Below are 26,373 nucleotides of genomic sequence, written 5' to 3' on the forward strand. Positions count from 1 at the left end.
TTGACGGACACGTCCAGACCAACATAATGCAACATGGTCGTTCTCCTTCACGGCTGGTTTTGCTGAGGCCGATCTTATCGGACCTCGTTCGCCCTGGGAGAGCGGCCGCCGCAAACACACCATGTCATTCGATGGGGCTAGCGGACCATCGGGCCGCTGGCGCCGCGGCATAGGTTCGCTGGCCCGCTGACGCCGCGGGTGATAGGGCCTGCCTCCGCTGTTGCCGGCATGCTGTGCCGCACGGGCCGGTGGTGCCGGGTCCCGGCTGAACCGACCGCGCAGCTTCCGAAAATACCAGAGAGCCCCGGCCGCATACTGCCATCAGGCCGGAGACGGCAGAACCGGCGGTGCTGGCATCCGGCCAGTCAACCCAAGCCGCCGTCCGCACGCAGCCGCGCCGGTTGGCAGCAGACGGCCGGTCGCTGGGCCGGCGTTCCAATCACGGCACAGGGGCGGTGCCGCGGCGCCGCCCCCTGTGTTGTCAATCCAGCGGTTTGAGGCGCCGTCCTGTGCGTTGTCGCCGGTCCGGCGCTCAGCTGCGGCGCCGGCGGCCGCGGCGTTCGCGGGCGGGTCCGCCCGCGTCCTCGCCGGTGCCGTCGCTTTCCGAGGTGAAGGGGCCGATCTTGGCGACGATGTCCTCCAGTTCCGGGCGGCTGCCGCGCGGGCGGCTGTCGAGGGCCGCGCGCATGTGGCGCAGATGCTCCGGCGTGGTGCCGCAGCAGCCGCCGATGATCTTGGCACCCGCATCGCGCGCCAGCACCGCGTATTCCGCCATTAGCTCGGGTCATTCGATGGGGCTAGCGGACCATCGGGCCGCTGGCGTCGCGGCATAGGTTCGCTGGCCCGCTGACGCCGCGGCTGATAGGGCATGCCTCCGCTGTTGCCGGCATGCTGTGCCGCACGGGCCGGTGGTGCCGGGCCCCGGCTGAACCGACCGCGCAGCTTCCGAAAATAACAGAGAGCCCCGGCCGCATACTGCCATCAGGCCGGAGACGGCAGAACCGGCGGTGCTGACATCCGGCCAGTCAACCCAAGCCGCCGTCCGCACGCAGCCGCGGCAGCTGCGGCGGTTGGCAGTAGACGGCCGGTCGCTGGGCCGGCGTTCCAATCACGGCACAGGGCGGTGCCGCGGCGCCGCCCCCTGTGTTGTCAATCCAGCGGTTTGAGGCGCCGTCCTGTGCGTTGTCGCCGGTCCGGCGCTCAGCTGCGGCGCCGGCGGCCGCGGCGTTCGCGGGCGGGTCCGCCCGCGTCCTCGCCGGTGCCGTCGCTTTCCGAGGTGAAGGGGCCGATTTTGGCGACGATGTCCTCCAGTTCCGGGCGGCTGCCGCGCGGGCGGCTGTCGAGGGCCGCGCGCATGTGGCGCAGATGCTCCGGCGTGGTGCCGCAGCAGCCGCCGATGATCTTGGCACCCGCATCGCGCGCCAGCACCGCGTATTCCGCCATCAGCTCGGGTGTGCCGTCATAGTGGATGTGGCCGTCAACATATTTCGGAATGCCCGCGTTGCCCTTGGAGATGATCGCCCGTTCGGTGCCTTGCGCCGCAAAGCCCAGCACGGTGCGCAGGATGTCCGAGGCGCCGGTGCCGCAATTGGCGCCGAAGGCGAGCGGCGGGTTGTCGAATTCCTCCACCAGCTGCGCCAGAGCGGCGGAGGTGACCCCCATCATGGTGCGGCCCGCGGTGTCAAAACTCATGGTGCCGCACCAGGGCATCTCCGCGAGGCGGAAGGCCTCGGCCGCGGCGCGGAATTCCTCCGGCGCGGAAATGGTCTCCAGCCACAGCACATCGGCGCCGCCTTCCTTCAGCGCCTCTGCCTGCTCGTGGAACATCTCCACCGCAAGCTCGTGGCTGAGTTCGCCAACCGGCTGCAGAATCTCCCCGGTGGGGCCGACCGAGCCTGCCACTGCAATCTTGCGGTCTGCCTTGTCCGCCACTTCGCGGCCCAGTTCCGCCGCCACGCGGTTCAGCTCGCGCACCCGGTTCTGCGCATCATGCAGTTTCAGCCGCGCGGCGGTGCCGCCGAAGCTGTTGGTCAGGAACAGGTCGCTGCCCGCATCCACCGCGCCCTGGTAGAGCGCGCGGATCTTGTCCGGCGCCCCGGTGTTCCAAAGCTCGGGCGCATCGCCCGATTGCAGCCCCATGTTGAACAGCGTGGTGCCGGTGGCGCCATCGGCCAGCAGCACGTCCTTGTGCGCAAGCAGGTCGGAGAAGGTGTTTGTCATCGGAAAATGTCCCGTGGATAGGTCGCATGGTCGCAAGACGCCGCGGCTGCGCCGCCGCGGGGCGGGGAGGTGTCCTTCCCCTGTGTCACGCCGTGCGGGCGAGGGCAATTTCATTTTCTTCAACTTCATTATGAGCCGCAGCGCCACCCGGGGGCAGGGGCCGGAGCGGCGGCGGGCTGTGCACCAGGCGGGTGAGGTCGGCTAGGGCAAGCGCCAGCGCGGGCCAGCTGGGTGCAACGGCATAGCGCGGCTCCCAGCGCGGCGCAAAGCAGGTCTTGAAGCGGCGCAAACCCCGGTCCAGGCCGCGGGTCAGCCTGTGGCCGGGCACAGCCGCCAGCGACAGCCGCGCGACACCCGCCTCCGCAGCCGCGGCGATGCCTGCGCAGACCAGCGCATGGCCGGTGCCGTCCGGCGCGCCGGGGCAGATCCGGATCAGGTCGAGGCACCATTCGCCTTCGGCGCGGTGGAAGCTGGCAAAGCCATCGAGCCGCGGGCCGCGCGCGGCGAGGAACACCGCCTGGTCTGCAAGATAGCCGGGTTCGAACCGGCCCATGGTGGTGCCGCGGGCGGGGCCGTGGCTTCGCTGCCATGCGGCATCGAGCGCCGCCATCTGCGGCAGCGGCAGCATCGGCCCGGCCGGAGCGGCGTGCAGCCCGGCCTTCTCCGCGTGGCGCAGCTTGCGGCGCAGCTGCCGCCGGGCGGAACCGCTTCCGCTGAAGCGCTGCGGGTCCAGCACCGCTTCCTCGGCGATGCGCAGCACCCGCCAGCCGCTTTGCCGCGCGGCCTGTGCAATCCGCGGCGAGCATTTGTAGAGGCAGGCGGCGGCATTGCGTCCTCTCGCATGGGCGGCGAGCGGGGCAAATACCTCTCCGGCCAGGCCCGAGACCGGATCGAACAGCGCAACCGAGGCCTGGGGCGTGTCCAGCAGGGCCAGCTGGTTCAGGCCAAAGGCCTGCAGATACCCGCCGTTCTGGGCGATCACCGCGGTTTCGGCGCAAGGCCTCGCTGCGGGCAGGGCCGAGGCCGGACGGCGCTGGCTGCCGAGCAGGGCCGCCTCCGCGGGCCGGGCGGCAGCGGCGCGGGGCTGCAGCAGCCGCGGCCAGGCCAGCAGCGCGCCCGCCAGCGCGGCAGGCAGCGCGTAGTAGACCAGGCGGAAGGCAAGCAGCCCCGCCAGCAGGGCCGCATCCGGCGCCATGGGCAGCAGCGCAAGCAGCGTGAGCTCCAGCGGCCCGGCGCCGGCAGGGGCAGAGGAGAGGATCGCCACCCCAAGCGCCAGCGCATAGGCCGTCAGCAGCGGCAGCCAGGCGACGCCCGTGCCGCCAGGCAGCAGCAGCCACAGCGCAGTGCCTGCCGCTGCCACATCCGCCAGCGCCCAGACCGCCAGCGCCGCGGTTGCCGGCAGCGAGGGCCAGCGCAGCCGCAGCCGCCCGAGCCGCAGGTCCGGCCGCAGGAAGCTGTAGGCCGCAAGCAGGACGCAGAGCAGGAGCAGCAGCGCCCCGGTCAGCCGCAGCCCGGGGACAGAGGGCGGCGGCGCCGCGAGCAGAACCAGGCCGCAGATCGCGGCGAGGGCATAAAGAAAGGTTGCCGCCACCAGCGCAGTGAGCCGCCCTGCGGCGGCGGCGCGCAGCCCCGGCAGCAGCCGCCAGCGGGCATAGGCGCCGGTCAGCATGCCAAAGCCCGCGGTTTGCGAGAAGGCGATGGCCGCCATGCCTGCGCGCCGCGCCGAAGGTCCGTCCAGTCCGGTGCCGAGATGCCGGTGCGCCACGGAATCGTAACGCCCGAGGGCGGCAAAACTGGCAGCGGTTGCCAGCAGCGCGCCCGCCCATTGCCAGGGTGCAAGGCTGCCAAGCGCCGCCGTCAGCTCCGGCAGCGCGGGCAGGGCGGCGCGGGTGTGCAGGACCCAGAAACACACGCCCATCACCGCCAGCGGCAGGGTGAGGCGCAGCAGCCGCGCGGCCGGCCGGAGGGCGGATCGGAGGGATGACGGCATGGCGGTCCTAGCACGAGGCCCGGAGGGGCGGTGCCAGTCAGTCTAGCCGATGCGGTTTGCAGACAAGTTAACCGCCCCAAGCCAGCCGGGCAGGTGGCCGGAGAAGCTGCTGGTCGGGTCCGCCGGCCAGGTCCAATAGTCACAGCCGCCGGGCAGGATCGCCGGGCAGGCCGGGGGGGGGGGGCAGGAGAGGGGACAGGTCGGGAAGGACAGCCGCGGAGAAAGCCCTGGCAGGGCAGGCGGAGCGCGCTGCAGGGCAATGTGCGCCGCGGCGGCGCACTCCAGCTGCCGGCGGGCCCTGCCCGCGCCTCCAAGGAGACGGAAGGCGGGCGATGGCACGCCGCTCAGGCGCGCGGGCCGGGGGCCGGCGTCAGGACCGTTCGCTCAGCACCTGGGCGGTGGCCAGCGGCAGGAACTCGGCCAGCTTTGCGCGGATTTCCTCCTCGGTGTGGCGGCCGTGGAAATCCTCGGCAACCTTGCGCACCACCTGGCGGTAGCCCGGCTCCGCCAGGTCGATGGAGATCAGGCCGCTGGCGTAGTCCTCGGCTGCGGTGCCGGATTTGCCAAGCTGCTCCGCCGCCCAGCGGCCAAGCATCCGGGTGCAGAGCGCGCGGGCGTTGAACCGCATCGCCTCATCACGGGCGAAGCGGTCCTCGAAGGCTTTCTCCCGCTCGTTGAATAGCGTCATCTGGGCTCCTCATTCGTGTCTGTCTGCGTGAAGGGCTATTCATTAGATATGTAGCGGTATTGCGCATCCTCAAGCGCAGTGCAGGTGTCCCCGGAGACGGCCCGGGCGGCGCGCCCTCCGGCGCTGCGGGCGCACCGCCCCGGGCCGCGGCGGACGCCTTGCCCGGAAAGCACATCGGCGGCTCCTGCAGCGGCTCTGGCCTCCCTGTCCAGCGGGCCGCGCTTGCGGCGATGGCACCCTTGCACTATGAGGGCGGCATGGACCCGCGCCGGATTCCCGGCCTGCACCCCCGAAAGGCATTTCATGGCACGTCGCAAGAAGATCTACGAAGGCAAGGCCAAGACCCTTTATGAAGGCCCGGAGCCCGGCACCATCGTCCAGTACTTCAAGGATGACGCCACCGCCTTCAACGCCGAGAAGCGCGACGTGATCGAGGGCAAGGGTGTGCTGAACAACCTCTTGAGCGAGTTCTTCATGCTGGGCCTGGGCCAGGTCGGCGTGCCGACGCATTTCCTGAAGCGGCTCAACATGCGCGAGCAGCTGGTGCGCAGCTGCGAGATCATCCCGCTCGAGGTCATCGTGCGCAACTATGCGGCCGGCAGCATCTCCAAGCGGCTCGGCCTCGAGGAGGGCACCCAGCTGCCGCGGCCGATTGTGGAATATTGCTACAAGGACGACGCGCTCGGCGATCCCCTGGTGACCGAGGAGCATATCGCCGCCTTCGGCTGGGCCAGCCAGCAGGACATGGACGACGTCCTGAGCCTGGCGCTCAGGGTGAACGATTTCCTCTCCGGCGTGATGCTGGCGGTGGGCATCCGCCTCGTCGACTTCAAGATCGAGATCGGCCGCATCTACGACGGCGACTTCCAGCGCCTGGTGGTGGCCGACGAGATCAGCCCCGACAGCTGCCGCCTGTGGGACATCAAGACCGGCCAGAAGCTCGACAAGGACGTGTTCCGCCGCGACCTCGGCAGCCTGACCGACGCCTATTCCGAGGTGGCGCGGCGCCTGGGCGTGATGCCGAACAACCCGCCCGCGCCGGGCAAGCCGACGCTGGTGAACTGAGCCGCAGAACTTATCCAGTCCCGCCCTGCGCCAAGGGCGGGATTTTGAGTATTTATGGCAAGATGAAAGAGCCCGGACGGGTGCTTTTGCCGGCCGGAGAGAAACGCCGCAAGCGAGAGGAAGACGCGATGAAGGCACGGGTGCATGTGATGCTGAAAAACGGGGTTCTGGATCCGCAAGGCGAGGCCGTGCGCCACGCCTTGGGCGCCTTGGGCTTCGACAAGGTCGAGGGCGTGCGCCAGGGCAAGGTGATCGACCTGCAGCTGGCCGCGGGCGCCACTGAAGCGGACGTGACCGAAATGTGCGAGAAGCTGCTCGCCAATACCGTGATCGAATCCTACAGCATCGAGATGCAGGGATGAAGGCGGCGGTTGTAGTCTTCCCGGGCTCGAACTGCGACCGCGACCTGGCGGTGGCCTTCGAACAGGCCGGGTTCGATGTCTCGATGGTCTGGCACAAGGACAGCACGCTGCCCGCGGGCATCGACATCGTCGGCGTGCCGGGCGGGTTTTCCTATGGCGACTACCTGCGCTGCGGCGCCATCGCGGCGCAATCGCCGATTTGCAAGGCGGTGGCCGGGCACGCGGACCGCGGCGGCTATGCCATCGGCATCTGCAACGGTTTCCAGATCCTGACCGAGACCGGCGTGCTGCCGGGGGCGCTGCTGCGCAATGCCGGGATCAAGTACATCTGCCGCACGGTGGATCTCGAAGTGGCAACCGCGGACAGCGTCTTTACCTCCGGATACGAGCAGGGCCAGGTCATCGGCGTGCCGATCGCGCATCACGACGGCAACTACTACGCCGGCGCCGATACCGTGGCCGCGCTCCAAGACCAGGACCGGGTCGCCTTCACCTATGCCGCGAACCCCAACGGCTCGGTTGCCGGTATAGCGGGCATCCTCTCGGAAAACCGTCGCGTGCTGGGCATGATGCCGCATCCCGAACGGGCGGCGGATGATGGCCATGGCGGCACCGATGGGGCGGCAGTGTTCCGCGCATTGGCCGGAATGGTCACCGCGGCGTGACTTGAGCCTGCGGGGCGGCCGCAATAGGTATTAGCCCATGACCGCCCCGCATACCGACCCGCCGAAATCCGGCCAGCCCGGCTTCGGCCAGCCCAGATCCGGCCAGCCCAGATCCGGCCAGCCGAAGCCCGGCCCGCCGAAGTCTGGCCCGAAGGCGCGTTCGCGCACGATCTCGTGGCGGGCGCGGCTGGCGCTGGCGCTGTTCCTGCTGATCGCCGCGGTCACCGTCTGGACCACCAACCGGGCGCTCACCCACCGGTTCACCGAAAGCACCCGCAACCGGGCCGAGCTGCGGCTGGCGCTCTATTCCGGCAACCTGTTGAGCGAGCTGCGCCGCCACGCCATCGTGCCGCAGCTGCTGGCGCGCGACCAGACCCTGATCTCGGCGCTGCAATCCAGTGATTTCTCGCTCTCCACCCAGCGGCTGATTTCCTTTGTCGACGAGATCGGCGCAGCCTCGATCATGCTGCTGGCCGGCGACGGCCGCACGGTGGCCGCCACCGACCGCAACCGGCTGGGCGAGAGCCACCGCAACGCCGCCTATTTCGTCGACGCGGTGCGCTCCAAATCCACCGTCTTCTCGGTGATTCCGCGCGAGGTTGGCGGCTACCGTTTCACCTATTCGCGCCGGGTTGTGGATGGTTCCGGCGTCTTGGGGGCGATCGTGGTGGAGGTCGACCTGCAGAAGTTCGAACGCGCCTGGGCGGGCATTTCGGATGCGGTGATGGTGAGCGACAGCACCGGCACCATCATTCTCGCCACCGAGGCGCGCTGGCGCGGCCGTTCGGAAGCGGCAGCGCTGCGCCAGCAGACCGCCGAAGGTGCCATCCAGCGCGCCATCCGTGCCACCACCGACTGGACCGCGCTGCCCGCCGACGCCTACCTGCAGGGTGAGGCGGTGATGCGGCTGGAGACGCGCATCCCCTTCCAGGGCTGGCGCATGGCCTCCTTCACCACCTACGCCTCGATCCGCGAGAAGGTGAACACGGTGCTGGCGCTGGAGATCATGGGATTCGCCATCCTGCTGGCGCTGGCCTTCTATGCGCTCAGCCGCAAGACCGCGCTGAGGATGGCGCTGTTCCAGCGCGAGTCGGCGGAGCTTCGCGTATTGAATGCGCGGCTCCAGCGGGAAATCGCCGAGCGCGAGCGCATGCAGAAGACCCTCGCGGTGGCCGAGCAAAGCCTGGCGCAGAGCTCGAAGCTCGCGGCCCTGGGCGAGATGTCGGCCGCGGTCAGCCACGAGCTGAACCAGCCGCTCGCGGCGATGAAGACCTACCTCGCGGGCGCCCGCCTGCTGCTCAACCGCAACCGCCCCGAAGAGGCGCTCGCCTCCTTCGGCCGCATCGACGACCTGATCGAGCGCATGGGCGCGATCACAAGGCAGCTGAAGTCCTACGCGCGCAAGGGCGGCGACACTTTCAGCCCTGTGAATCTTGGCGATGCGCTGGCCTCCAGCCTGTCGATGATGGAGCCGCAGCTGCGCCAGCGGCATGTGAAAATTACCCGCATCCTTCCGGAAGAACCTGTTAAAGTGATGGGCGACCGGATGCGGCTGGAGCAGGTTATGGTGAATCTCTTGCGCAATGCGCTCGACGCCACCAAATCTGTCGCGGATCCAGAAGTGGAGATCCTTCTCGCCGCCGGTGAGACGGCAACCCTGTCGGTGCGCGACAATGGCGATGGGATCGAGGATTTCGACAGTCTGTTCGAGCCTTTCTACACCACCAAGCAGCCCGGCGACGGCGTCGGCTTGGGGCTTGCCATCTCCTCAGGGATCGTTAACGACCTCGGGGGACGGCTGACCGCACGCAACGGCCAGAACGGCGGCGCGGTCTTCGAGATGCAATTGCCGATCCTTGCGGATGGCATCGAGGCCGCGGAATGACGCGGCAGGAAGATTAGGAGTGAGCGCGCATGGCACAGGCTATGAAAATCGCGATCGTCGACGATGAACAGGATATGCGGCAGTCGATCAGCCAGTGGCTGGCACTGTCGGGCTATGACACCGAAACCTTCGCCAGCGCCGAGGATGCGCTGAAAGTGCTGGGGCCGGACTATCCGGGCATTGTGATTTCCGACATCAAGATGCCGGGCATGGATGGCATGCAGTTCCTGAAGAAGCTGATGGGCACCGACTCCGCGCTGCCGGTGATCATGATCACCGGCCATGGCGATGTGCCGATGGCGGTGGAGGCGATGCGGATGGGCGCCTTCGACTTCCTGGAAAAACCCTTCAACCCCGACCGCATGTCCGAGCTTGCCAAGCGCGCCGCCGCGATGCGGCGGCTGACGCTCGATAACCGGGCGCTGCGGCGCGAGCTGTCGGATGGCGGCCAGATCATGAAAAAGCTGATCGGCCAAAGCCCGGTGATGGAGCGCCTGCGCGAGGACATCCTCGACCTCGGCCAGGCCGACGGCCACGTGCTGATCGACGGCGAGACCGGCACCGGCAAGACGCTGGTCGCGCATGCGCTGCACGCGGTGGGCAGCCGGGCGGGCAAGAAGTTCGTGCTGATCTCCTGCGCCGCGATGGAGGAAGACGCGCTCTCCAAGCGCCTGTTCGGCCCGGTGATGCCCGAGGACAGCATGCTGCCCGCGGTGGAAGAGGCGCGCGGCGGCACCCTGGTGCTGGAGGATATCGAGGCGCTGAGCGAGACGCTGCAGGCCAAGCTGCTCAACGTGATCAACGAGCAGGGCATGCCGGGCGAAACCCGCATCATTGCGATCTCCAACCTGCAGGAGGCGGGCAAGACCTGCGAGGACGTGCTGCGCCCCGACCTGTTCTACCGGCTGGCAGCCCTGCGCATCACCGTGCCGCCGCTGCGCCAGCGCGGCGAGGACATCCTGACGCTGTTCACCCGGCTGAGCGAGCAGTTCGCCGATGAATACGGCTGCGAAACCCCGCAGGTGAGCGCGCAGGAAGCGGCGCAGCTGTTGCAGGCGCCCTGGCCGGGCAACGTGCGCCAGCTCATTAACATTGCCGAACGCGCGGTGCTGCAATCGCGCCGCGGCTCGGGCACCATCGCGTCGCTGCTGATGTCCGACCACGAAGAGATGCAGCCGGTGATGACCACCGAAGGCAAGCCGCTGAAGGAATATGTGGAAGCCTTCGAGCGGATGCTGATCGACAACACCATGCGCCGCCACAAGGGCTCGATCGCCAGCGTCATGGACGAGCTGTGCCTGCCGCGCCGCACCTTGAACGAGAAGATGGCCAAATACGGCCTGCAGCGTTCGGACTATCTCGGCTGAACCGCACGCCCCGTGTCCCGCGCCCGTTTCCCGGCGCGGGAAACGGCCCGGAAAACACGCGTTTTCCGAGCCGGAATTCCCATGGAATTCCGACCCCCGCTGCGGTTGAGCGCGCCGGGTCCGGCCGCCGCCCTCATTGCGGCAGGCGCCTTCAGGCAATATTAACCCTCATGCCGCTAGCCTGAGACGGGCAGTAATTTCGGCGGCAATGGGCACGAATGACCATTGTCATTACCTATCCACAGGCCTTATGCTGACCCGACAGGCAGACGGCCGCCCTGCGGCCCGCCTGATCCGACGAGTTTCGCTGGCTTTGGCTTTTGCCCGGCACAATCCGAAAAAGCCCAAGGCCAGACCGATAGGCCCCATTCCGGGGCAGTTTAGCGCCCGGGCCGGTTTTCCGGCTCAGGGATAACAGGGCAGGGCCTGGGGATTTCTCCCGCCTGCCGGAGAAGAACCGCGATGACGCGCGCGAGAGCGAAGAGCACTGAGGCAGGAAGGCCGGGCACCGACCCCGGGACCACCCGCTGCAACGCGCCGTCCCTAATCGCCCAGACAAGACACCTCCCCTCACGCGCGCGGCCGCCTGGCAACAGCCGGGCCGCGGGCGCTCAGGTCAGGTGCATCAAGGACTCATGGCTAAGAAAATGCTTATCGATGCCACCCACGCGGAAGAAACCCGCGTCGTGGTGGTCGATGGAAACAAGGTTGAGGAATTCGACTTTGAATCCGAAAACAAGCGCCAGCTCGCTGGCAACATCTACCTCGCAAAGGTAACCCGGGTCGAACCCTCGCTGCAGGCGGCCTTCGTCGATTACGGCGGCAACCGCCACGGCTTCCTGGCGTTCTCGGAGATCCACCCCGACTATTACCAGATCCCGGTCGCCGACCGCGAAGCGCTGATGGAAGAGGAGCGCGCCTACGCCGAGGCGATGCGCGCCCGCGACGAGGAGGAAGACGCTCCGAAACCGGCCAGGTCCGGCCGCGGGCGCACGCGCGCCAAACCGCGCAGCACCGCCAAGGCGGAGAAGCTCGCAAGCGGGGATGCGGTGGAAACCCGCGAAGTCGAAACCGGTGCGGAACAGCTTGCCGAAATCGCGGGCATGGAGACCATCGATCTCGATACGGCGGAAGCTGCCGAAGCGCCTGCTGAACTGGCAGAGGTGCCCGAAGAGGGCAGCTCGCAGATGGAGCGCGTTGCCGGGACTCCGGTCGAGGAACCGGCAGAGGATGACTCCGGCGGCCCCGCAGAGGACGCCGCAGACGCGGACGCGGCGCCCTCCGAAGCAGAGACCGGCCCGGAGGAGACCGGCGCGAACGGCTCCGATGAAAACGGGGACGAGACCGGCCGCGCCGACGCCGCCGACAAGGACGAGTCGATCGAATCCGTCGCCGACGAAGACGACAGCGAAGACATCCGCCCGCCGCGCAAGCCGCGCCCGCGCCGCTACAAGATCCAGGAAGTGATCAAGGTGCGCCAGGTGCTGCTGGTGCAGGTTGTGAAGGAAGAGCGCGGCAACAAGGGTGCGGCCCTCACCACCTATCTGTCGCTGGCCGGCCGTTACTGCGTGCTGATGCCCAACACCGCGCGTGGCGGCGGCATCTCCCGCAAGATCACCAACGCCGCCGACCGCAAGAAGCTCAAGGACATCGCCGCCGAGCTGGACGTGCCCAAGGGCGCAGGGCTCATCGTGCGCACCGCCGGCGCCAAGCGCACCAAATCCGAGATCAAGCGCGACTACGAATACCTGCAGCGGCTCTGGGAGCAGATCCGCGAGCTCACGCTGCAGTCCATCGCGCCCGCCAAGATCTACGAGGAAGGCGACCTCATCAAACGCTCGATCCGCGACCTCTACAGCCGCGAGATTGACGAGGTTCTGGTCGAAGGCGACCGCGGCTACCGCATCGCCAAGGACTTCATGAAGATGATCATGCCGTCCCACGCCAAGAACGTGAAGAACTACCAGGACGCGCTGCCGCTGTTTGCCCGCTACCAGGTGGAAAGCTACCTCGGCGGCATGTTCAACCCGACCGTGCAACTGAAATCTGGCGGCTACATCGTTATCGGCGTGACCGAGGCGCTGGTGGCGATTGACGTGAACTCCGGCCGTGCCACCAAGCAAGGCTCGATCGAGGAAACCGCGCTGAACACCAACCTGGAGGCCGCCGAGGAGGTTGCCCGCCAGCTGCGCCTGCGCGACCTCGCGGGCCTGATCGTGATCGACTTCATCGACATGGACGAGCGCAAGAACAACGCCGCCGTCGAAAAGCGCATGAAGGACAAGCTGAAGACCGACCGCGCCCGCATCCAGGTGGGCCGGATCTCGGGCTTCGGCCTGATGGAAATGTCGCGCCAGCGCCTGCGCCCCGGCATGATCGAGGCGACCACCGCGCCGTGCCCGCATTGCCATGGCACCGGTCTTATCCGCTCTGACGATTCGATGGCGCTGTCGATCCTGCGCCAGATCGAGGAAGAGGGCACCCGCCGCCGCTCGCGCGAGGTTCTGGTGCGCTGCCCGGTCTCGATTGCCAATTACCTGATGAACCAGAAGCGCGAGCATATCGCCCAGATCGAGGCGCGCTACGGCCTGTCGGTGCGCATCGAGGGTGATGCGCATCTGGTCAGCCCCGACTTCACGCTGGAGAAGTTCAAGACTGCGTCCCGCGTAGTGCCGGTGGCGACGGCGCCGGTGGTCTCGGTCGACATGTCGATCATGGATCAGGTCGACGCCGACGAGGAAACCGCCTCCGAGGAAGAGGAGGAGGCAGTCCCCGCCGCCGAGCCGGAAGAGGCCGCTGCTGCCGAGACGGGCCAGGAGGAGGCCAAGCCGAAGCGCAAGCGCCGCCGCCGCCGCCGCAAGAAGTCCGGCGCGGGCGAGCAGGAGCAGGATCAGACCCAGCAGGAGACCGGTGACGCTGCCGCTGAGCCTGAGGAAACTGCCCCGGAGGCTGAAGCAGAGGCCGAAGGCGCCGCTCAGGACGCTGGTGCGGAGAGCGCCGAAGGCGAGGCGGAGACACCCGCCAAGCCCGAGAAGAAGACCCGCACCCGCACCCGCAGCCGCTCGCGCAAACCCAAGGCGGACCCGGCGGAGGCCGCCGCAGAGGAGGCCGCGCCCGCAGGCGCCGCAGACGCTTCAGAGGAGGCTCCGGCCGCAGAGGCAGCCGCGCCCGCGGCAGCAGCCGAGGCACCGGCGGAAGCTCCGGCAGAGGCAGAAACTGCCGAATCCCCTGCGGAACCGGTGGCGGAAGCCGCCCCCGTGGCCGCCCCGGCGGAAGAGCCGCAAGCGGTTGAAGCAGCAGTAGAACCTGCGGAGCCCGCGCAAACCGGGCCTGCCGAGGCCGAGACAGCCCAGCCGGAAGCGGCGGACGAGGCAGAGCCGGAAGCGGAGCGGGCACCCGAGCCCGAGCCCGAGCCCGAGCCCGCCCTGGCCGAAGCCGAGGCCGCGCCGGAACCGGCGGCCCCCGCCAAGCCCAAGCGCCGTGGCTGGTGGTCGGCAAGCTGAGCCGGGCAGACAGTAAAATGAAAAAGGCAGGCCTTCTGGCCTGCCTTTTTCTTTGCGGACAGCAAGGGCCGCGGCACCCCGGTCCGCACCCGTATCTCAGGCCCATTTCTCAGGCGCGGGGCACGGCGCGGAAAACACGCGTTTTCCGGGCCGGAATTCCTGACGGACTCCAGTACTCTCAAGCGGCGGCGGCGCTGAAAAACTCTTTGGCTTACGGGCCCTTGCGGATCAGGTAGACCTGGTGGCCCTGGCCGTCGCGATGGCCGAGGAACTCATGCCCCGCCTCATTGCAGAAATGCGGCACGTCGACCACCGCCGCCGGATCGTCCGCCAGCAGTTCCAGCACCGCCCCCGGCGCCAGTGTTTTCAGCCGCTTGCGGGCCTTCAGCACCGGCAGCGGGCAGAGCAGGCCGATGGCGTCCAATGTCTCGTTGATCTCGCTCATAACCCGCAGATATGACGGATATTTCATCCTGTCCACAAGGATGTGACCAGAGCCCCCCGTGACCTTGCGCGCGCGAGGGCTTATGGCTGGGGCATGTTTGGAATCGAGATCATCGACGCAGGGCTGCTCCCTGCCATGTTCGTGGCGCTGATCGGCGGGCTGATCAGCTTCCTGTCGCCCTGTGTGCTGCCCATCGTGCCGCCTTATCTGGCCTATATGAGCGGCGTCTCCATCAACGAGATTCAGGGCACGGCTGCGGCCCGGCGCAAGGCGGTGACCGCAGCGCTGTTCTTTGTCCTCGGCCTTTCGACCGTGTTCCTGCTGCTGGGCTTCACCGCTTCGGCCTTCGGCGCCTTTGTGCTGCAGAACCAGGAGTTATTCGCGCAAGTCTCCGGGCTCGTGGTGATCGTCTTCGGGCTGCATTTCCTCTCTGTCTTCCGCATCCCGCTTCTGGACCGGGAGGCCCGGATGGAGGCAGGCCAGTCCGGCGGCTCGGCGCTTGGCGCCTATGTGCTGGGGCTGGCCTTCGCCTTTGGCTGGACGCCCTGCATCGGCCCGCAGCTGGGCGCGATCCTGTCTCTGGCCGCCTCCGAAGCTTCGGTCAGCCGGGGCACGGTGCTGCTTGGCGTCTACGCCGCGGGGCTGGGCGTGCCCTTTCTGCTGGCGGCGATGTTCCTCACCCGCTCGATGGCGCTGATGAACCGGATGAAGCGGCACATGGGCATGATCGAGAAGGTGATGGGCGGGCTGCTCGTCGTGGTCGGCGTGGCGCTCGTCACCGGGCTGTTCACCAGCTTTTCCTGGTGGCTGCTGGAGGCCTTCCCGGCGCTGGCGCTGCTGGGCTGACGGAGAGGGGCCTTCGGGCGCCTCCTATAACGCGCCGGTCTGGGGGCCGCAGCAGGCCGGCTGACGCGCATCGCCGGCGCGCCACCACGCGGCAGCGATTTGGCTGGTGCTGGGCGTGTGCCCGAGAGGGCGTACGGGTTTGGCCGGGTTAATCTGCCAAACACTCCCGTTCGATCGCCCCCCGCGCTAGGGCGATGCGCGGCTTGCCTCTCGCCTCCGCTGTCCGCTCTTAACCGCGGATTGACCGCTCAACCCTTACGCTTGGCAGCAAGCGCTGCTAGTCTGGCGCGGCAAGCAGGGGGCAGGGCGTGGAGCAGCAATCGAGCCGGATCGATCAGGTGCGCAGGCGCCGGGTGTTCTACATCCCCGGCTACGATCCCTTTCACCCGCGCCGCTACCGCGAGCTCTACCGAACGGAAAGCGCGGCTCAGGCGGCGGTCTCCGGCTACCGGATCGCTGTGGCGGGCAAGCCGGGCGCTGGCGGCCACGGCTGGCGGGTGGCGGCAGGGATCGAAGGCGCGCCGGTGGAAGCGGATATCGAGGTGCTGGTCTGGTCCGACCTCGTGCGCGGCAGCATGGCGGCCTCCATCGCGGGCACCTACCTGCAGCTGGCCCGCACCGCCTGGGTCTACATCTCCACCGGCACGCTCAGACGGCTGATGCGGCTGCGCAAGGGCCCGGTGATCGCGGCGCTCTACCCGGTTGCGATGCTGCTGGGGCAGGCCCTGCTGGCGCTGCTGCTGGCCTGGGGCGTGGCACGGGGCGTTTTGGCTGCGGCGGCGCCGGCCGGGGCAGGCGGGGCCTTGGCAGCCGCAATCGGCTGGGCGCTGGGGCTGGCCTGCGGCTACGGTCTTCTGCGCGGGTTCAAGGCCCGCGACGGCACCTTCTTTGCCTACTACCTGATGCACGATTACGCCCATAGCGCCGCCGCCCGCGGCGCCTATCCGGCCGACCTCCAGGCAAGATTGCAGGACTTCGGAGCGGCTATTGCCGCCGCACTGGAAGACCCGGAGCTGGACGAGGTACTCGTCGTCGGCCATTCCTCCGGCGCGCACCTGGGGGTGTCGGTGCTGGCCGGGCTCTTGCGCGCCGGCCTGCCTGCGGAGCGCCCTGCGCTGGGGTTCCTCAGCCTGGGCCAGGTGGTGCCGATGGTCTCCTTCCTGCCCGGGGCCACGCCGCTGCGCAGCGATCTGCGCCTGCTTTCCGAAAGCCCGGACATCGCCTGGGTCGATGTCACCGCCCCCGGCGACGGCTGTGCCTTTGCGCTCTGCGATCCGGTGGCGGTGAGCGGCGTCGCATCTGCGGCGAAGCGCTGGCCTCTAGTGATCTCCGCCGCCTTCACCCAGACACTCAGCCCGGCGCGCTGGAAGGCGCTGCGCTGGCGCTTTTTCCGTCTGCATTTCCAGTACCTCTGCGCGTTCGACCAGCCCGGCGACTACGACTATTTCCGTATCACTGCCGGGCCGCAGACGCTCGCGGCCCGCTTCCGCAGCCGCCAGCCCTCGAAATCGCGCATCGACGTGCCGGTGTCGAAATTCACCTCCACCTCCGCGGAGGTCGCCGCCGAATGACCGACACCCAGCCGCCGAAACCCGCTGCCCGCCCGGACCGCGTGCCGCTCTGGCGCTATGCGCGGCTGTTCCGGCAGGATATCCTCTCGGCCCAGCCCGCACGGCTCTACCGGGCCTGGATGGCGGAGTTCCGCACGCCGTTCTTCCGCTCCTTCCTGCTCAACCAGCCCGGCCTGGTGCAGGAGGTGCTGAAGGCGCGGCCCCAGGATTTCCCGAAATCGGACCGCATCGCCGAAGGGCTTCGGCCGCTCCTTGGCAATTCGGTGTTCCTGACCAACGGGGCGGAGTGGCAGCGTCAGCGCCGCATCATCGACCCCGCCTTCGAGGGCGGCCGGCTGAAACACAGCTTCCCCGCGATGCGCGCCGCCGCCGAGGCCGCGGTGGCGCGGCTTGCCGCCGCGACAGGCCCGGTGGAGATTGAGGCAGAGGCTTCCCACGCGGCGGCGGATGTGATCTTCCGCACCCTGTTCTCGATCCCGATCGAGCATAAGGTCGCGGCCGAGGTCTTCACCCGCTTCCGCGCCTACCAGCACAGCCAGCCGCTCCTGAACCTCGCCGCCCTGGTGCCGCTGCCGCGCTGGATGCCGCGCTTCTTCCGCCGCGGCACCCGCGCCAGCGCCCGCCGCATCCGCGCGCTGATCGAGGCGCTGGTGGCGGAACGGCACGACGCCATCGCGGCGGGCGAGGCGCCGCAGGATCTGGCGACAAAGATCATGACCACCCCCGATCCGAAGACCGGGGAGACCTTCAGCAGCGCCGAAATGGCGGATCAGGTGGCGATCTTCTTCCTCGCAGGACATGAGACCAGCGCTTCGGCGCTGGCTTGGGCGCTTTACCTTCTGGCGCTGCATCCTGAGAGGCAGGAGCAGGTGGCGGCGGAGGCCGAAGCGCTCGAAGACGCAAGCTTTGCCGCCGTTGCGAAACTGAAGGTCAGCCGCGATGTTTTCCGCGAGGCGCTGCGGCTTTATCCTCCGGTGCCGATGATGGTGCGCGAGGCCGCCTGCCCGGAACGCTTCCGGAACCGCGCGGTGCCGAAGGGCGCGCAGCTGGTGCTCAGCCCCTGGCACCTGCACCGGCACGAACGGCTCTGGGAGAACCCCGACGGTTTTGACCCCGCCCGCTGGGCAACGGAGAACGGCAAACGCTGCCAGCGCGAGGCCTATATCCCGTTTTCCGCCGGCGCCCGCGTCTGCCCGGGCGCAGGTTTTGCCATGGCGGAGGGGGTGCTGCTCTTGTCGATGATCCTGCGCCGCTTCCGGCTGGCGCCGGTTGCGGGGAAGACACCAATCCCCGCCGCGCATCTGACGGTGCGGTCAAGGAACGGAATCTGGCTGGAGCTGTCGGAGCGGGGGCCCAAACCTTTCTGAAAACTTTGGCCTCAGCACAGCGGGCGGATCGGCTCGTTGTTGCAGAAGATGACCACCTGATCGCCGTTTATCACCGCATGGTATCCCCGCCGCTGCAGTTCCTGCTGGAGGCGGGCGAGGCCGACATTGCGCTCCACATCGCGCAGCTTGCGCCGCACCACGCCGCCCTGGCGCGCGGCTTTCACGTCGAAAATCTGCTGCATCCAAAACTTGGGCGAAACCGTACGGGCCACATGTGCCATGCCGGCAGGCTGCCGCATTCCGGTTAACGCGCCCTTAAGCGGCGCAGCACGAAGAGCCGGATTGCCGAGGCCAGGCCGCAGTCCTCGCCGCGCGCCTCGTCGATTTCTGCGGCCAGGTCATTGATGGCGCGGCCGTCCTCGGCGGCAATCTCGCGGAAGGCCTGCCAGAAATCCTCCTCCAGCGAAACCGAGGTGCGGTGGCCCCGCAAGGTGAGCGAGTGCTTGCGCGGGCGGCTGTTCATTCGTCGTCGCGCTTGTGCCCGTCCAGGCGCCGGACGTCCTGCGCCTCCCGCGCCTTCTCCAGCTCCTTCTCCGCCTTGGTCCGGCCAAAGGCCACGGCGTTCTGGTCAGCGCGGGCCTTTTTCGCGGCCCGCGCCTTGTCTTTCCGGTACCGGTTCAGGTTGACCGGTTTCGACATCAGCCCTTGGGGCCGATCATCTGTTCCGGCCGCACCACCTTGTCGAAGGTTTCGGCATCGACTAAGCCGAGGGCGATTGCCTCTTCCTTCAGCGTGGTGCCGTTCTTGTGCGCGGTCTTGGCCACGGTGGTGGCGTTGTCATAGCCGATGGTCGGCGCCAGAGCGGTCACCAGCATCAGGCTTTCCTCCATCAGCTTCTGGATGCGCGGCTTGTTGGCCTCGATCCCCAGGAGCATCCGCTCGGTGAAGCTGTCCGCCGCATCGCCCAGCAGCTGGATCGACTGCAGAAGGTTGTAGGACATCATCGGGTTGTAGACGTTCAGCTCGAAATGGCCCTGGCTGCCTGCGAACTTGATCGCCGCATCATTGCCCATCACGTGGGCGGCGACTTGGGTCAGCGCCTCGGCCTGGGTCGGGTTCACCTTGCCCGGCATGATCGAGGAGCCCGGCTCGTTTTCCGGCAGGATCAGCTCGCCGAGGCCCGAGCGCGGCCCGGAGCCCAGGAAACGGATGTCGTTGGCAATCTTGTAGCAGCTGCCGGCGATGGTCGCGAGCGCGCCCGACAGGAACACCATCGCATCATGCGCCGCCAGCGCTTCGAACTTGTTGGGCGCGGTGACAAACGGCAGACCGGTGATCTCGGCCATGTTTGCGGCCACGGTCTCGCCCCAGCCTGCTTGCGTGTTGAGCCCGGTGCCGACCGCGGTGCCGCCCTGTGCCAGCTCGTGGATGCCAGGCATTGCGGCCTCGACGCGGGCCAGGCCCTGGCGGATCTGATGCGCGTAACCGCCGAACTCCTGGCCCAGCGTCAGCGGGGTGGCGTCCTGGGTGTGGGTGCGGCCGATCTTGATGATGTCCTTGAACGCTTCCGCCTTCTTCTCCAGCCCTTCGGCCAGCTTGGTGAGGCCCGGCACCAGCACGTCGCGCACCATCATCGCGGTGGCAATATGCATCGCGGTGGGGAAGGTGTCGTTGGAGGACTGGCCCATGTTGCAGTGATCGTTCGGATGCACCGGGTCCTTGGAGCCGATCTCGCCGCCGAGGATCTCGATCGCGCGGTTGGCGATCACCTCGTTGGAGTTCATGTTCGACTGGGTGCCGGAGCCGGTCTGCCAGACCACCAGCGGGAAGTTGTCGTCGAACTTGCCCGCCACCACTTCGCTGGCCGCCTGGATGATGGCATCGGCGATCTTCGGCTCCAGCTTGCCCGAGGCCTTGTTGGCCATGGCGCAGGCCTGCTTGATCACGCCAAGCGCACGCACGATGGCAACCGGCTGCTTTTCCCAGCCGATCGGGAAGTTCATGATCGAGCGCTGGGTCTGGGCGCCCCAGTACTTGTCCGAGGGGACCTCGAGCGGGCCGAAGCTGTCGGTTTCGGTGCGGGTAGCGGACATTCGTCTTCTCTCCGTTGAGTATGCTGTCGTATGCCGTTTAGCCTGCGCCCGGTGCCGGGACAACTGGCCAGTTGCGCGCAGCATAGTGTTTCCGTCTGAGAGGTATAGGGTGAATTGACCGCTTGGAATTGACGGGCCGCCGGCGGGAGTGCCATTGCATGCGGGCAGGCTATCTTTACCATGTGGAGGCACGGGGGGATTGCGTGATCGCGCAGAAGAGGAGGAGAAGGTGCTGATCCATCTATCTGCCGGCCGCGTGCCGGCCGCTCTAATGGCCCAGGCCGACCGTATCGGAAGGGCTGCCTGCGTGGCGCTGGCCGTGCTGGCCCTTCTGCTCGTGGCCCCGGCGGCACGGGCCGAAATCTCAGCCTTTGCCGGAGAATACAGCGGCAGCGCCGAAGTGGTGAAACCCGGCGGCGAGACCGAGCCACGCGACATGAGCGTGGTGATCCGCGAAACCAAGGGCGGCTTCACCCTGCGCTGGACTTCGGTCTCGATCAAGAAGGACGGCCGCCGCAAGGCTAAGACCTACGAGATCACCTTCCAGCCCAGCGACCGCGGCGATGTCTATGCGGCGGCGATGACGCGCAATGTCTTCGGCCATGCGGTGCAGCTTGACCCGATGAAGGGCGAGCCTTACGTCTGGGCCCGCATCGCGGGCAAGACGCTCACCGTGTTTTCGCTCTTCGTTGCGGAGAATGGCGACTACGAGATGCAGCAGTACGACCGCACCCTGGCGCCGGGCGGGCTGGAGCTGGTCTATTCCTCCCACCGCAACGGTACTCCGATGCGGGTTCTGGAGACTTTTCTGAAGCGGAAGTGAGGGCTGCCCGGCCCAAGCAGGCATCCTGCCGGCGATCGTTCCGGCACGCGGAGTGGCCGGGTATCGGGCGGGCGGCGCGGAACCAGGCCGAAGGCCGCCGCGCATCGCCGGCGCGCGCCCACGCGGCGGCGATTTGGCTGATGCTTGGCGGTCCCGCGATAGGGCTTACGGGGGTGCCGGGATAAACTGCCAGCCACTTCTGTTTGAATCGCCCCCGCGCGCGCCGGAAATGCGCGGCTCCGCTCTGTTCGGCATCGTGCGGCTGGCCAATGGAACGGGGAGACTGGCACAGCCCCGGCGCCTCAAGTCACCACGCACCAAAAAAGGCAGCCCCGCGGCTGCCTTTCCTGTAAAAACCCTGACTGGCGCACAGCGCCCGGCCGGCCGCCGGGGTTACTTGCGGAAACTGTCGAGCGAAACCACATCCGCATCCTTCTTGGGAGCGGGCTGCGCCTCGGCGCTGTCGGGCGCGTCCTCCGCCTCGAACTCCTCGTCCGCGTCCTCGTCGTCCTCATCGGCGGATTCGAAGCGCAGGCCGAACTCCACCGAAGGGTCCACGAAGGTGCGGATCGCGTCATAAGGGATATAGAGCGGTTCGGGCGAGTCGCCGAAGTTCAGGGTAACGGCAAAGCCGTCCTCATCCACCGTCAGATTGTCGAACCAATGCTGCATCACCACCGTCATCTCGCCCGGGTAGCGGTCGGACAGCCAGTCGGCCAGCTCCACGTCCGGGTGGCCGGTGTCGAAGGTGATGAAGAAGTGATGGGTGCCGGGCAGACCGTTCTCGGCCACGTCCTGCAGCACGGTGCGGATCAGGCCGCGCATGGCGGCATGCATCAGGTTGCCGTAATCGATTTCGCGGGACATCCATTTACCCCTTGTTCCTTTGGTCTCAGCATAGGGGGTTTTGCCGGAAACTAAAGGGCAGCGAAATGGCATTTGGAATTATTTTTGCGCCAGCGGCACATCTGTGCGGCGCAGCTGAAGGCCGCGCTCCAGCTAGCTGATCGCAAAGGGGAATTCCGCGAGCACCAGCCCTGCTCCAGCCATCACGGCCAGCAGAAGCAGCAGGTTGCCCCGCACGGCAAGCGCTGCCGGCGGCGCCAGCAGCACGAGGATCAGCGCAGGCCAGTCGAGGCTGGGCCAGACCGGCACCGGCATGTGCAGCGGCCCCGCACCGGCAATCGCGGTCTCGGCAAAGACCACATGCAGCGCAAACCAGACCGACAGGTTCAGGATCACCCCCGCAACCGCCGCCGTCACCGCCTTGAGCGCCGCGCCCAGCCGCGGATGGGAGGCAATGCGCTCCACAAATGGCGCGGCGGTGAAGATCCAGAGGAAGCAGGGCACAAACGTGGCCCAGAGCGCCACCGCACCCGCCGCGAGGAACAGCCCGGGGCCGCCGCTCTGCAGCCCGGCCAGCATCGCCACGAACTGCGTCACCAGGATCAGCGGCCCCGGCGTGGTCTCGGCCAGCCCCAGCGCGTCGATCATCTGCCCGGCACTGATCCAGCCATATTGCGTCACCACCGTCTGGCTGATGTAGGCCAGCACCGCATAGGCGCCGCCGAAAGTGACCACCGCCAGCTTGGCAAAGAACCAGCCGATGCTGGCTAGGAAGCTCTGCCCGGCGGCGCTCAGCGCGATCAGCGGCAGCAGCCACAGCCCGCCCCAGAGCGCAATGGTGACGAGCGTCTGCCGAAGCCGGAAGGGCGCGGCCTGCGCAGGCTCCGGCGCGGCGGCACCGCCGCGGATCAGGCCCGCGAGCGCCGCAGCCGCCACCACCAGCGGGAAGGGCAGGTTGAACAGGAACAGCGCGGCAAAGCCAAAGCCCGCAAGCGCCCAGTCCATCCCGCTGTGCAGCGCCTTGCCCGCCAGCCGCCTGAGCGCCTGCAGGATGATCAGCACCACCGCCGCCTTGATCCCGAGGAAGGCCGATTGCACCGCCGCCAGGGTTCCGAAGGCCGCATAAAGCCAGACCAGCACGGCAATCACCGCCGCGCCCGGCAGCACGAAGAGAAGTCCCGCCAGAAGGCCGCCCGGCACCCCGCGCATGCGCCAGCCGGCATAGGCCGCAAGCTGCATCGCCTCCGGACCCGGCAGCAGCATGCAGAAGGAAAGACCGCGCAGGAATCCGTCTTCGCTGAGCCAGGGGCGGTCCTCAGTGAGTTCGCGGTGCATCACCGCAATCTGCGCCGCCGGGCCGCCAAAGCTGAGGAGGCCGATGCGGCCAAAGACCCGCAGCATCTCGCGCCAGGCGGGACGCAGGCCCGGGCCCGCCCCGGCAGAAGCGGACGGCCCGCCGGGCTCTGCGGAGTGGGTGTCTGGCATCGGGGCCTCCTGCTCTCAGACGCAGATCTGCGCGCCGCAGCCATAGGCCAGCCGTGCGCGCAGGTAAACCCGCACCGTTGAGGGGCTCAGACCCAGTCCAGCCGCTGGCCGGTCAGGCAGACGGGCAGGGCATCGGCGGGCAGCTGGCCGAGCTGTTCGAACAGGGTGAAGTAATCGAGCTGGCCATACGTCGCTGCAATCTTGCCGCCGGCAAATTGCAGCATCACCTGGCCGGTGGCAGACACCGGGGTGCCGTCGGCGGCGCGCTCGCCGCTGAGCAGCAGCCGCGCCGCCAGCCAGTCGCCCTGTTCCATCGACTGCACGATGGAGACTTCGATATTGCACAAAAGGTTGCGCAGCGCGTCCAGAAAGGCCTCGAAATCGGCCCGGCTCAGCTGCAGCGACGGGACAACGCCGGAAGCGCTGGTTTCGGGCAGGAAGGTTTCGTCGATGGCGCTGAGATCGCCATCCCGCCAGGCCCGGTCGTACCAGCTTTGCAGCAACTCGGCTTTAGACTTGGTCAATTGCGCTCCCTCTGGCTATTAGGTGTCCGCACTGCCGGTCCCGGTCCCGAGGATCCTGCTGCGGCGCGCGCGGGTATAAGTTACATTCCTGAAATCTGTTGCAAGAAAAGGAAATAGCGGAATTTGCCCGCATAGCGCCACTGGTGCGGCGTGGCCACACGCGCGACAAAGCGGCGCATGCGCGCAGGCGGCGCGGCATGAGGTCATCACAAATATCCGCAATGGCCGAGGGGGAAGGAAGTGCAGGTTTCTGTTGCCAGGTACCTGCGAACCCCGCCTTACGCGGCTAGGCGCAAGGGCTTAAAGTTCGGTTTTCCGGACTGCTTACGCAGCCAGGGCAACCGGAGCACGATTGTCGTTGGCAATTATGCTTTACGGACCGATAACGGTGGTACCCCGCCGGGACAAAGCTAACCCTTTTACACGTTCGTCGATCCTGTTTCGGCCCCAGGATCCCCCAACGAGGGAGCTTGGTGGAGCCGCCGGGTACCGCCCCCGGGTCCGATCCGCTTATTATGAGCGCGTTTATGTCCATAGTTCCACGAGGGAACGAGACTGATATAGGGGAAGTCTCGGCGATTGCAAAGGGGGAAGCCGGATTCCTGCGAGGATTCCGGCCTGTTTTCCGGCGCGGAAAACAGGGGCTGCAACGCAAGCGGGCCGGCCTGCGGCGAACCGGAAATCCGCGCCGGATTTCCGGCCGTTTTCCGCCCCGGAAAACGGCTGCCTCAAACCAGCCTGCGCAAAGGCGCGCTGTTGCAGAAGATCACCACCTGCTCGCGGTTCTGCACCGCCTGGAAGCCGCGGGCGCGCACCTCGGCCAGGAAGACGTCCATGCCGGCATAGCGTTCGATGTCGCGGACCTTGCGGCGGATCACTTGGCCGTTCTGCACCGCCTTGCGCTGAAACACGTCGCGCATCCAGATCTCCGCAGAGAGGGGCGAGCCGGGGGTGACCATGCGGCAAATGCTGCCGCATCAGGGTTAACAAAATGTTACGGCGCTCAAGCCCCGGTCCGCGCCGCACGGGCGGCGAAGACGTCGGCAGCAAGCTTGCGGGTCTCCCGCTCCAGCTCCTGCAGCCCCTCCGCCGCCGCAGCCCCGCTGCCTGCCTCGATCGCATCGGCAATCACCTGGTGCAGCACGACGATCGCCTGCCGGTCCCGTGCGGTGAATGTGATCATGTTCATCAGGGGCTGCATCGCCTCAACCGCGCCCGCAAGCTGGTAGGACAGCACCGGGTTGCCCGCGCCATCGACCAGCGCCCGGTGAAAGGCAACGTCCGAGGCGCAGAAGGCCTCGTCCGTCAGCCCGGGCTGGGACTGGCGGAAGATCTCGGCGCGCATCGTCGCCAGGTGATCGGCGCTGCGCCGCTCGGCCGACAGCGGCGCACAGGCCCGCTCCAGCGCATAGCGCGCCTCGCAGGCGGTGTCGAAACTCACCTCGTTCATCGACAACAGCAGGGTCGAGGTGGTGATCTGCTGCGAATAGGCGTCCTCGAAGCTCAGCCGGTTCACGAAGGCCCCGCCCGAGGCCCCGCGCTGGGTGCGGATCAGCGCCTGCGCCGCCAGCCGTTTCAGCGCCTCGCGCACGGTCGGGCGCGACACCTGGAAGTGATCGGAAAGCTCCGCCTCCGAGGGCAGCCGGTCATCGACGCTCAGCTCGCCCGAAACGATCGCCTCGCGGATCGCCTGGGCTATCTGCACCGAAAGCCCGGCGGAACTGTTGGGGTCGATCTTCATCCGCGTGTTCCGTTGTGACGGCGCGGCGCCATTCCGGCGCGGGGCACGATTTCATTTGTCTGACATTTAAAAGTCTGACATTTAAAACGCAAGCACCGAGTCGCGCCGGAAAGACCGGCGGGAGACCGGGGAGGGAGCACAGGGAGGATAGCGGCATGAAGGCCATCGTGGCGCAGCAGATCCGCAGCATGGGCGGCTGGCACTGGCTGGCGCTGTTTGCCCTGATCCTTGCCGCCTGGGCGCTGCTGTATGCCATGGCGGTGCCGGCCGCGCTGCGCGAGGCGGGGGCCATCTACGGCGCCGACTTCTGGCGCGACTTCTGCACCCTCACGCCCGATGCCGCCGGGTATTTCCGCATCCTCGCGATGTGGGCGCTGATGTCGGCGGCGATGATGGCGCCCACGGCGCTGCCCGCCTTTGCCACCTACGAGGACCTCAGCCACACCGCGGCGGAGACCAGCTTTGCCAGGCTTGCGGGGGGCTACCTGGCTGTCTGGCTCGGCTTTTCCGTGCTCGCCGCCGCCCTGCAGCTGGCGTTCTACCAGGCCGGGCTGCTCAACGCCTTCGGCGACGCCACCTCGCGGCTCTTGCCAGCCGCCGTGCTGATCGTGGCGGGGGCCTACCAGTTCTCGCCGGTAAAGGAAGCCTGCCTCAGCAAGTGCCGCCGCCCGCTCACCTTCTTCATGCAGCACTGGGACGAGGGGCCCCTGCGCAACGGCTTGCGCCTCGGCCTGGTCTGCCTGGGGTGCTGCTGGGCATTGATGCTGCTGGCTTTCGCGGGCGGCGTGATGAACCTCGCCTTCATGGGGCTCGCAACCCTCATCATGGTGATCGAGAAACTGCCCGAAATCGGCCGGCACGTTACCCGGCCGCTGGGCGCGGCGCTGCTCCTGTGGGCGGCGGCGCTGATCTTCAACATAGTCTGA

Annotated in this window: 24 protein-coding genes, 1 other RNA gene and 1 pseudogene; 11 read left to right on the forward strand and 15 right to left on the reverse strand. The window is 67.7% G+C overall.

The window, feature by feature from the left end:
• Positions 1-532 precede the first annotated feature (532 nt).
• The 4 genes and pseudogenes from ACOHX0_RS16200 to ACOHX0_RS16215 form a co-directional block, all read right to left on the reverse strand.
• A pseudogene (locus ACOHX0_RS16200) lies at positions 533-784 on the reverse strand (homocysteine S-methyltransferase family protein); the annotation flags it as partial.
• A 416-nt stretch (positions 785-1,200) separates the two neighbouring features.
• Positions 1,201-2,220, reverse strand: coding sequence for a betaine--homocysteine S-methyltransferase (gene bmt, locus ACOHX0_RS16205; RefSeq protein WP_420678162.1), 1,020 nt, complete (start codon positions 2,218-2,220; stop codon positions 1,201-1,203).
• 85 nt (positions 2,221-2,305) lie between these two features.
• Positions 2,306-4,210 carry a phosphatidylglycerol lysyltransferase domain-containing protein gene (locus tag ACOHX0_RS16210; protein ID WP_420678164.1) on the reverse strand — a complete coding sequence of 635 codons (1,905 nt, stop codon included), beginning with the start codon at positions 4,208-4,210 and terminating at the stop codon, positions 2,306-2,308.
• 370 nt (positions 4,211-4,580) lie between these two features.
• Positions 4,581-4,898 carry a DUF1476 domain-containing protein gene (locus ACOHX0_RS16215; RefSeq protein ID WP_420678166.1) on the reverse strand — a complete coding sequence of 106 codons (318 nt, stop codon included), beginning with the start codon at positions 4,896-4,898 and terminating at the stop codon, positions 4,581-4,583.
• A gap of 303 nt (positions 4,899-5,201) precedes the next feature.
• Here ACOHX0_RS16215 and purC point away from each other — a divergent pair, with 303 nt between their 5' ends.
• The 6 genes from purC to ACOHX0_RS16245 all read left to right on the forward strand — a co-directional run bounded on the left by purC (position 5,202) and on the right by ACOHX0_RS16245 (position 13,745).
• Positions 5,202-5,963, forward strand: a complete 762-nt coding sequence (purC, locus tag ACOHX0_RS16220) for a phosphoribosylaminoimidazolesuccinocarboxamide synthase (protein ID WP_420678168.1) — start codon at positions 5,202-5,204, stop codon at positions 5,961-5,963.
• A gap of 128 nt (positions 5,964-6,091) precedes the next feature.
• Positions 6,092-6,325 (forward strand): phosphoribosylformylglycinamidine synthase subunit PurS, encoded by a 234-nt coding sequence (gene purS, locus ACOHX0_RS16225; protein ID WP_420678284.1) that lies wholly within the window; start codon positions 6,092-6,094, stop codon positions 6,323-6,325.
• A complete protein-coding gene (gene purQ, locus ACOHX0_RS16230; RefSeq protein ID WP_420678169.1) occupies positions 6,322-6,990 on the forward strand; it encodes a phosphoribosylformylglycinamidine synthase subunit PurQ in 669 nt (222 codons plus the stop codon). Before purS ends, purQ begins: the two co-directional genes overlap by 4 nt.
• Before the next feature lie 37 nt (positions 6,991-7,027).
• A complete protein-coding gene (locus tag ACOHX0_RS16235; RefSeq protein ID WP_420678170.1) occupies positions 7,028-8,875 on the forward strand; it encodes an ATP-binding protein in 1,848 nt (615 codons plus the stop codon).
• Between the two features lie 29 nt (positions 8,876-8,904).
• On the forward strand, positions 8,905-10,242 hold the full coding sequence (locus tag ACOHX0_RS16240; protein WP_420678171.1) for a sigma-54-dependent transcriptional regulator: 1,338 nt from the start codon (positions 8,905-8,907) through the stop codon (positions 10,240-10,242).
• Positions 10,243-10,877: 635 nt separating this feature from the next.
• The gene (locus ACOHX0_RS16245) at positions 10,878-13,745 is read left to right on the forward strand and encodes an Rne/Rng family ribonuclease (RefSeq protein WP_420678172.1); all 2,868 of its coding nucleotides are present in this window, start codon (positions 10,878-10,880) and stop codon (positions 13,743-13,745) included.
• A gap of 211 nt (positions 13,746-13,956) precedes the next feature.
• Here ACOHX0_RS16245 and ACOHX0_RS16250 read toward each other — a convergent pair whose 3' ends face one another.
• Positions 13,957-14,190 (reverse strand): sulfurtransferase TusA family protein, encoded by a 234-nt coding sequence (locus tag ACOHX0_RS16250; protein ID WP_420678285.1) that lies wholly within the window; start codon positions 14,188-14,190, stop codon positions 13,957-13,959.
• A gap of 93 nt (positions 14,191-14,283) precedes the next feature.
• On the opposite strand from ACOHX0_RS16250, the gene ACOHX0_RS16255 reads away from it, so the two are divergent.
• The 3 genes from ACOHX0_RS16255 (at position 14,284) to ACOHX0_RS16265 (ending at position 17,974) form a co-directional block, all read left to right on the forward strand.
• Positions 14,284-15,036 (forward strand): cytochrome c biogenesis CcdA family protein, encoded by a 753-nt coding sequence (locus tag ACOHX0_RS16255; RefSeq protein WP_420678174.1) that lies wholly within the window; start codon positions 14,284-14,286, stop codon positions 15,034-15,036.
• 308 nt (positions 15,037-15,344) lie between these two features.
• Entirely contained in the window at positions 15,345-16,607 is a 1,263-nt protein-coding gene (locus ACOHX0_RS16260) for a hypothetical protein (RefSeq protein ID WP_420678176.1), read from the forward strand.
• Complete coding sequence (locus ACOHX0_RS16265; RefSeq protein WP_420678177.1) at positions 16,604-17,974, forward strand: cytochrome P450; 1,371 nt, start codon at positions 16,604-16,606, stop codon at positions 17,972-17,974. Before ACOHX0_RS16260 ends, ACOHX0_RS16265 begins: the two co-directional genes overlap by 4 nt.
• An 11-nt stretch (positions 17,975-17,985) precedes the next feature.
• Here the strand turns inward: ACOHX0_RS16265 and ACOHX0_RS16270 are convergent, their stop codons facing one another.
• The 4 genes from ACOHX0_RS16270 to fumC are packed head-to-tail and all read right to left on the reverse strand — an operon-like array spanning position 17,986 to position 20,028.
• A complete protein-coding gene (locus ACOHX0_RS16270) occupies positions 17,986-18,216 on the reverse strand; it encodes an N-(5'-phosphoribosyl)anthranilate isomerase (protein WP_420678178.1) in 231 nt (76 codons plus the stop codon).
• Between the two features lie 23 nt (positions 18,217-18,239).
• The gene (locus ACOHX0_RS16275; protein ID WP_420663670.1) at positions 18,240-18,458 is read right to left on the reverse strand and encodes a ribbon-helix-helix domain-containing protein; all 219 of its coding nucleotides are present in this window, start codon (positions 18,456-18,458) and stop codon (positions 18,240-18,242) included.
• Complete coding sequence (locus ACOHX0_RS16280; protein ID WP_420678180.1) at positions 18,455-18,634, reverse strand: DUF4169 family protein; 180 nt, start codon at positions 18,632-18,634, stop codon at positions 18,455-18,457. The genes ACOHX0_RS16275 and ACOHX0_RS16280 overlap by 4 nt, the downstream gene beginning before the upstream one ends.
• Positions 18,634-20,028: a class II fumarate hydratase gene (fumC, locus tag ACOHX0_RS16285; RefSeq protein ID WP_420678182.1), complete on the reverse strand. Its 1,395-nt coding sequence runs from the start codon at positions 20,026-20,028 to the stop codon at positions 18,634-18,636. Before fumC ends, ACOHX0_RS16280 begins: the two co-directional genes overlap by 1 nt.
• A gap of 271 nt (positions 20,029-20,299) precedes the next feature.
• On the opposite strand from fumC, the gene ACOHX0_RS16290 reads away from it, so the two are divergent.
• Positions 20,300-20,851, forward strand: a complete 552-nt coding sequence (locus tag ACOHX0_RS16290; protein ID WP_420678286.1) for a hypothetical protein — start codon at positions 20,300-20,302, stop codon at positions 20,849-20,851.
• Between the two features lie 393 nt (positions 20,852-21,244).
• On the opposite strand, the gene ACOHX0_RS16295 is transcribed toward ACOHX0_RS16290, so the two are convergent.
• The 6 genes from ACOHX0_RS16295 to ACOHX0_RS16320 form a co-directional block, all read right to left on the reverse strand.
• Positions 21,245-21,718, reverse strand: a complete 474-nt coding sequence (locus ACOHX0_RS16295; RefSeq protein ID WP_420678183.1) for an SspB family protein — start codon at positions 21,716-21,718, stop codon at positions 21,245-21,247.
• Between the two features lie 132 nt (positions 21,719-21,850).
• Positions 21,851-23,098, reverse strand: a complete 1,248-nt coding sequence (gene chrA, locus ACOHX0_RS16300) for a chromate efflux transporter (protein WP_420678287.1) — start codon at positions 23,096-23,098, stop codon at positions 21,851-21,853.
• Between the two features lie 170 nt (positions 23,099-23,268).
• A complete protein-coding gene (locus tag ACOHX0_RS16305; protein WP_420678184.1) occupies positions 23,269-23,706 on the reverse strand; it encodes an ester cyclase in 438 nt (145 codons plus the stop codon).
• 239 nt (positions 23,707-23,945) lie between these two features.
• Positions 23,946-24,296: a transfer-messenger RNA gene (ssrA, locus tag ACOHX0_RS16310) on the reverse strand.
• 138 nt (positions 24,297-24,434) lie between these two features.
• Positions 24,435-24,626 carry an aspartate aminotransferase gene (locus ACOHX0_RS16315; RefSeq protein ID WP_420678185.1) on the reverse strand — a complete coding sequence of 64 codons (192 nt, stop codon included), beginning with the start codon at positions 24,624-24,626 and terminating at the stop codon, positions 24,435-24,437.
• A gap of 83 nt (positions 24,627-24,709) precedes the next feature.
• Positions 24,710-25,447, reverse strand: a complete 738-nt coding sequence (locus ACOHX0_RS16320; RefSeq protein WP_420678187.1) for a FadR/GntR family transcriptional regulator — start codon at positions 25,445-25,447, stop codon at positions 24,710-24,712.
• A gap of 155 nt (positions 25,448-25,602) precedes the next feature.
• On the opposite strand from ACOHX0_RS16320, the gene ACOHX0_RS16325 reads away from it, so the two are divergent.
• Positions 25,603-26,373: a DUF2182 domain-containing protein gene (locus tag ACOHX0_RS16325; protein WP_420678188.1), complete on the forward strand. Its 771-nt coding sequence runs from the start codon at positions 25,603-25,605 to the stop codon at positions 26,371-26,373.

It is taken from the genome of Cribrihabitans pelagius, from assembly GCF_048820915.1.
In the GTDB taxonomy this organism is placed as follows: domain Bacteria; phylum Pseudomonadota; class Alphaproteobacteria; order Rhodobacterales; family Rhodobacteraceae; genus Cribrihabitans_A; species Cribrihabitans_A pelagius.

Bases quoted from the DNA above. Each gene is read 5' to 3' on its own strand.
- ACOHX0_RS16295 (WP_420678183.1), bottom strand. From the start codon at position 21,718: ATGTCCCGCGAAATCGATTACGGCAACCTGATGCATGCCGCCATGCGC.
- fumC (WP_420678182.1), bottom strand. From the start codon at position 20,028: ATGTCCGCTACCCGCACCGAAACCGACAGCTTCGGCCCGCTCGAGGTC.
- ACOHX0_RS16250 (WP_420678285.1), bottom strand. From the start codon at position 14,190: ATGAGCGAGATCAACGAGACATTGGACGCCATCGGCCTGCTCTGCCCG.
- ACOHX0_RS16290 (WP_420678286.1), top strand. From the start codon at position 20,300: ATGGCCCAGGCCGACCGTATCGGAAGGGCTGCCTGCGTGGCGCTGGCC.
- ACOHX0_RS16280 (WP_420678180.1), bottom strand. From the start codon at position 18,634: ATGTCGAAACCGGTCAACCTGAACCGGTACCGGAAAGACAAGGCGCGG.
- ACOHX0_RS16245 (WP_420678172.1), top strand. From the start codon at position 10,878: ATGGCTAAGAAAATGCTTATCGATGCCACCCACGCGGAAGAAACCCGC.
- purQ (WP_420678169.1), top strand. From the start codon at position 6,322: ATGAAGGCGGCGGTTGTAGTCTTCCCGGGCTCGAACTGCGACCGCGAC.
- ACOHX0_RS16255 (WP_420678174.1), top strand. From the start codon at position 14,284: ATGTTTGGAATCGAGATCATCGACGCAGGGCTGCTCCCTGCCATGTTC.
- ACOHX0_RS16215 (WP_420678166.1), bottom strand. From the start codon at position 4,898: ATGACGCTATTCAACGAGCGGGAGAAAGCCTTCGAGGACCGCTTCGCC.
- ACOHX0_RS16315 (WP_420678185.1), bottom strand. From the start codon at position 24,626: ATGCGCGACGTGTTTCAGCGCAAGGCGGTGCAGAACGGCCAAGTGATC.
- ACOHX0_RS16265 (WP_420678177.1), top strand. From the start codon at position 16,604: ATGACCGACACCCAGCCGCCGAAACCCGCTGCCCGCCCGGACCGCGTG.
- purS (WP_420678284.1), top strand. From the start codon at position 6,092: ATGAAGGCACGGGTGCATGTGATGCTGAAAAACGGGGTTCTGGATCCG.
- ACOHX0_RS16240 (WP_420678171.1), top strand. From the start codon at position 8,905: ATGGCACAGGCTATGAAAATCGCGATCGTCGACGATGAACAGGATATG.
- ACOHX0_RS16325 (WP_420678188.1), top strand. From the start codon at position 25,603: ATGAAGGCCATCGTGGCGCAGCAGATCCGCAGCATGGGCGGCTGGCAC.
- ACOHX0_RS16320 (WP_420678187.1), bottom strand. From the start codon at position 25,447: ATGAAGATCGACCCCAACAGTTCCGCCGGGCTTTCGGTGCAGATAGCC.
- ACOHX0_RS16235 (WP_420678170.1), top strand. From the start codon at position 7,028: ATGACCGCCCCGCATACCGACCCGCCGAAATCCGGCCAGCCCGGCTTC.
- ACOHX0_RS16270 (WP_420678178.1), bottom strand. From the start codon at position 18,216: ATGGCACATGTGGCCCGTACGGTTTCGCCCAAGTTTTGGATGCAGCAG.
- ACOHX0_RS16275 (WP_420663670.1), bottom strand. From the start codon at position 18,458: ATGAACAGCCGCCCGCGCAAGCACTCGCTCACCTTGCGGGGCCACCGC.
- purC (WP_420678168.1), top strand. From the start codon at position 5,202: ATGGCACGTCGCAAGAAGATCTACGAAGGCAAGGCCAAGACCCTTTAT.
- bmt (WP_420678162.1), bottom strand. From the start codon at position 2,220: ATGACAAACACCTTCTCCGACCTGCTTGCGCACAAGGACGTGCTGCTG.
- chrA (WP_420678287.1), bottom strand. From the start codon at position 23,098: ATGCTGCGGGTCTTTGGCCGCATCGGCCTCCTCAGCTTTGGCGGCCCG.
- ACOHX0_RS16210 (WP_420678164.1), bottom strand. From the start codon at position 4,210: ATGCCGTCATCCCTCCGATCCGCCCTCCGGCCGGCCGCGCGGCTGCTG.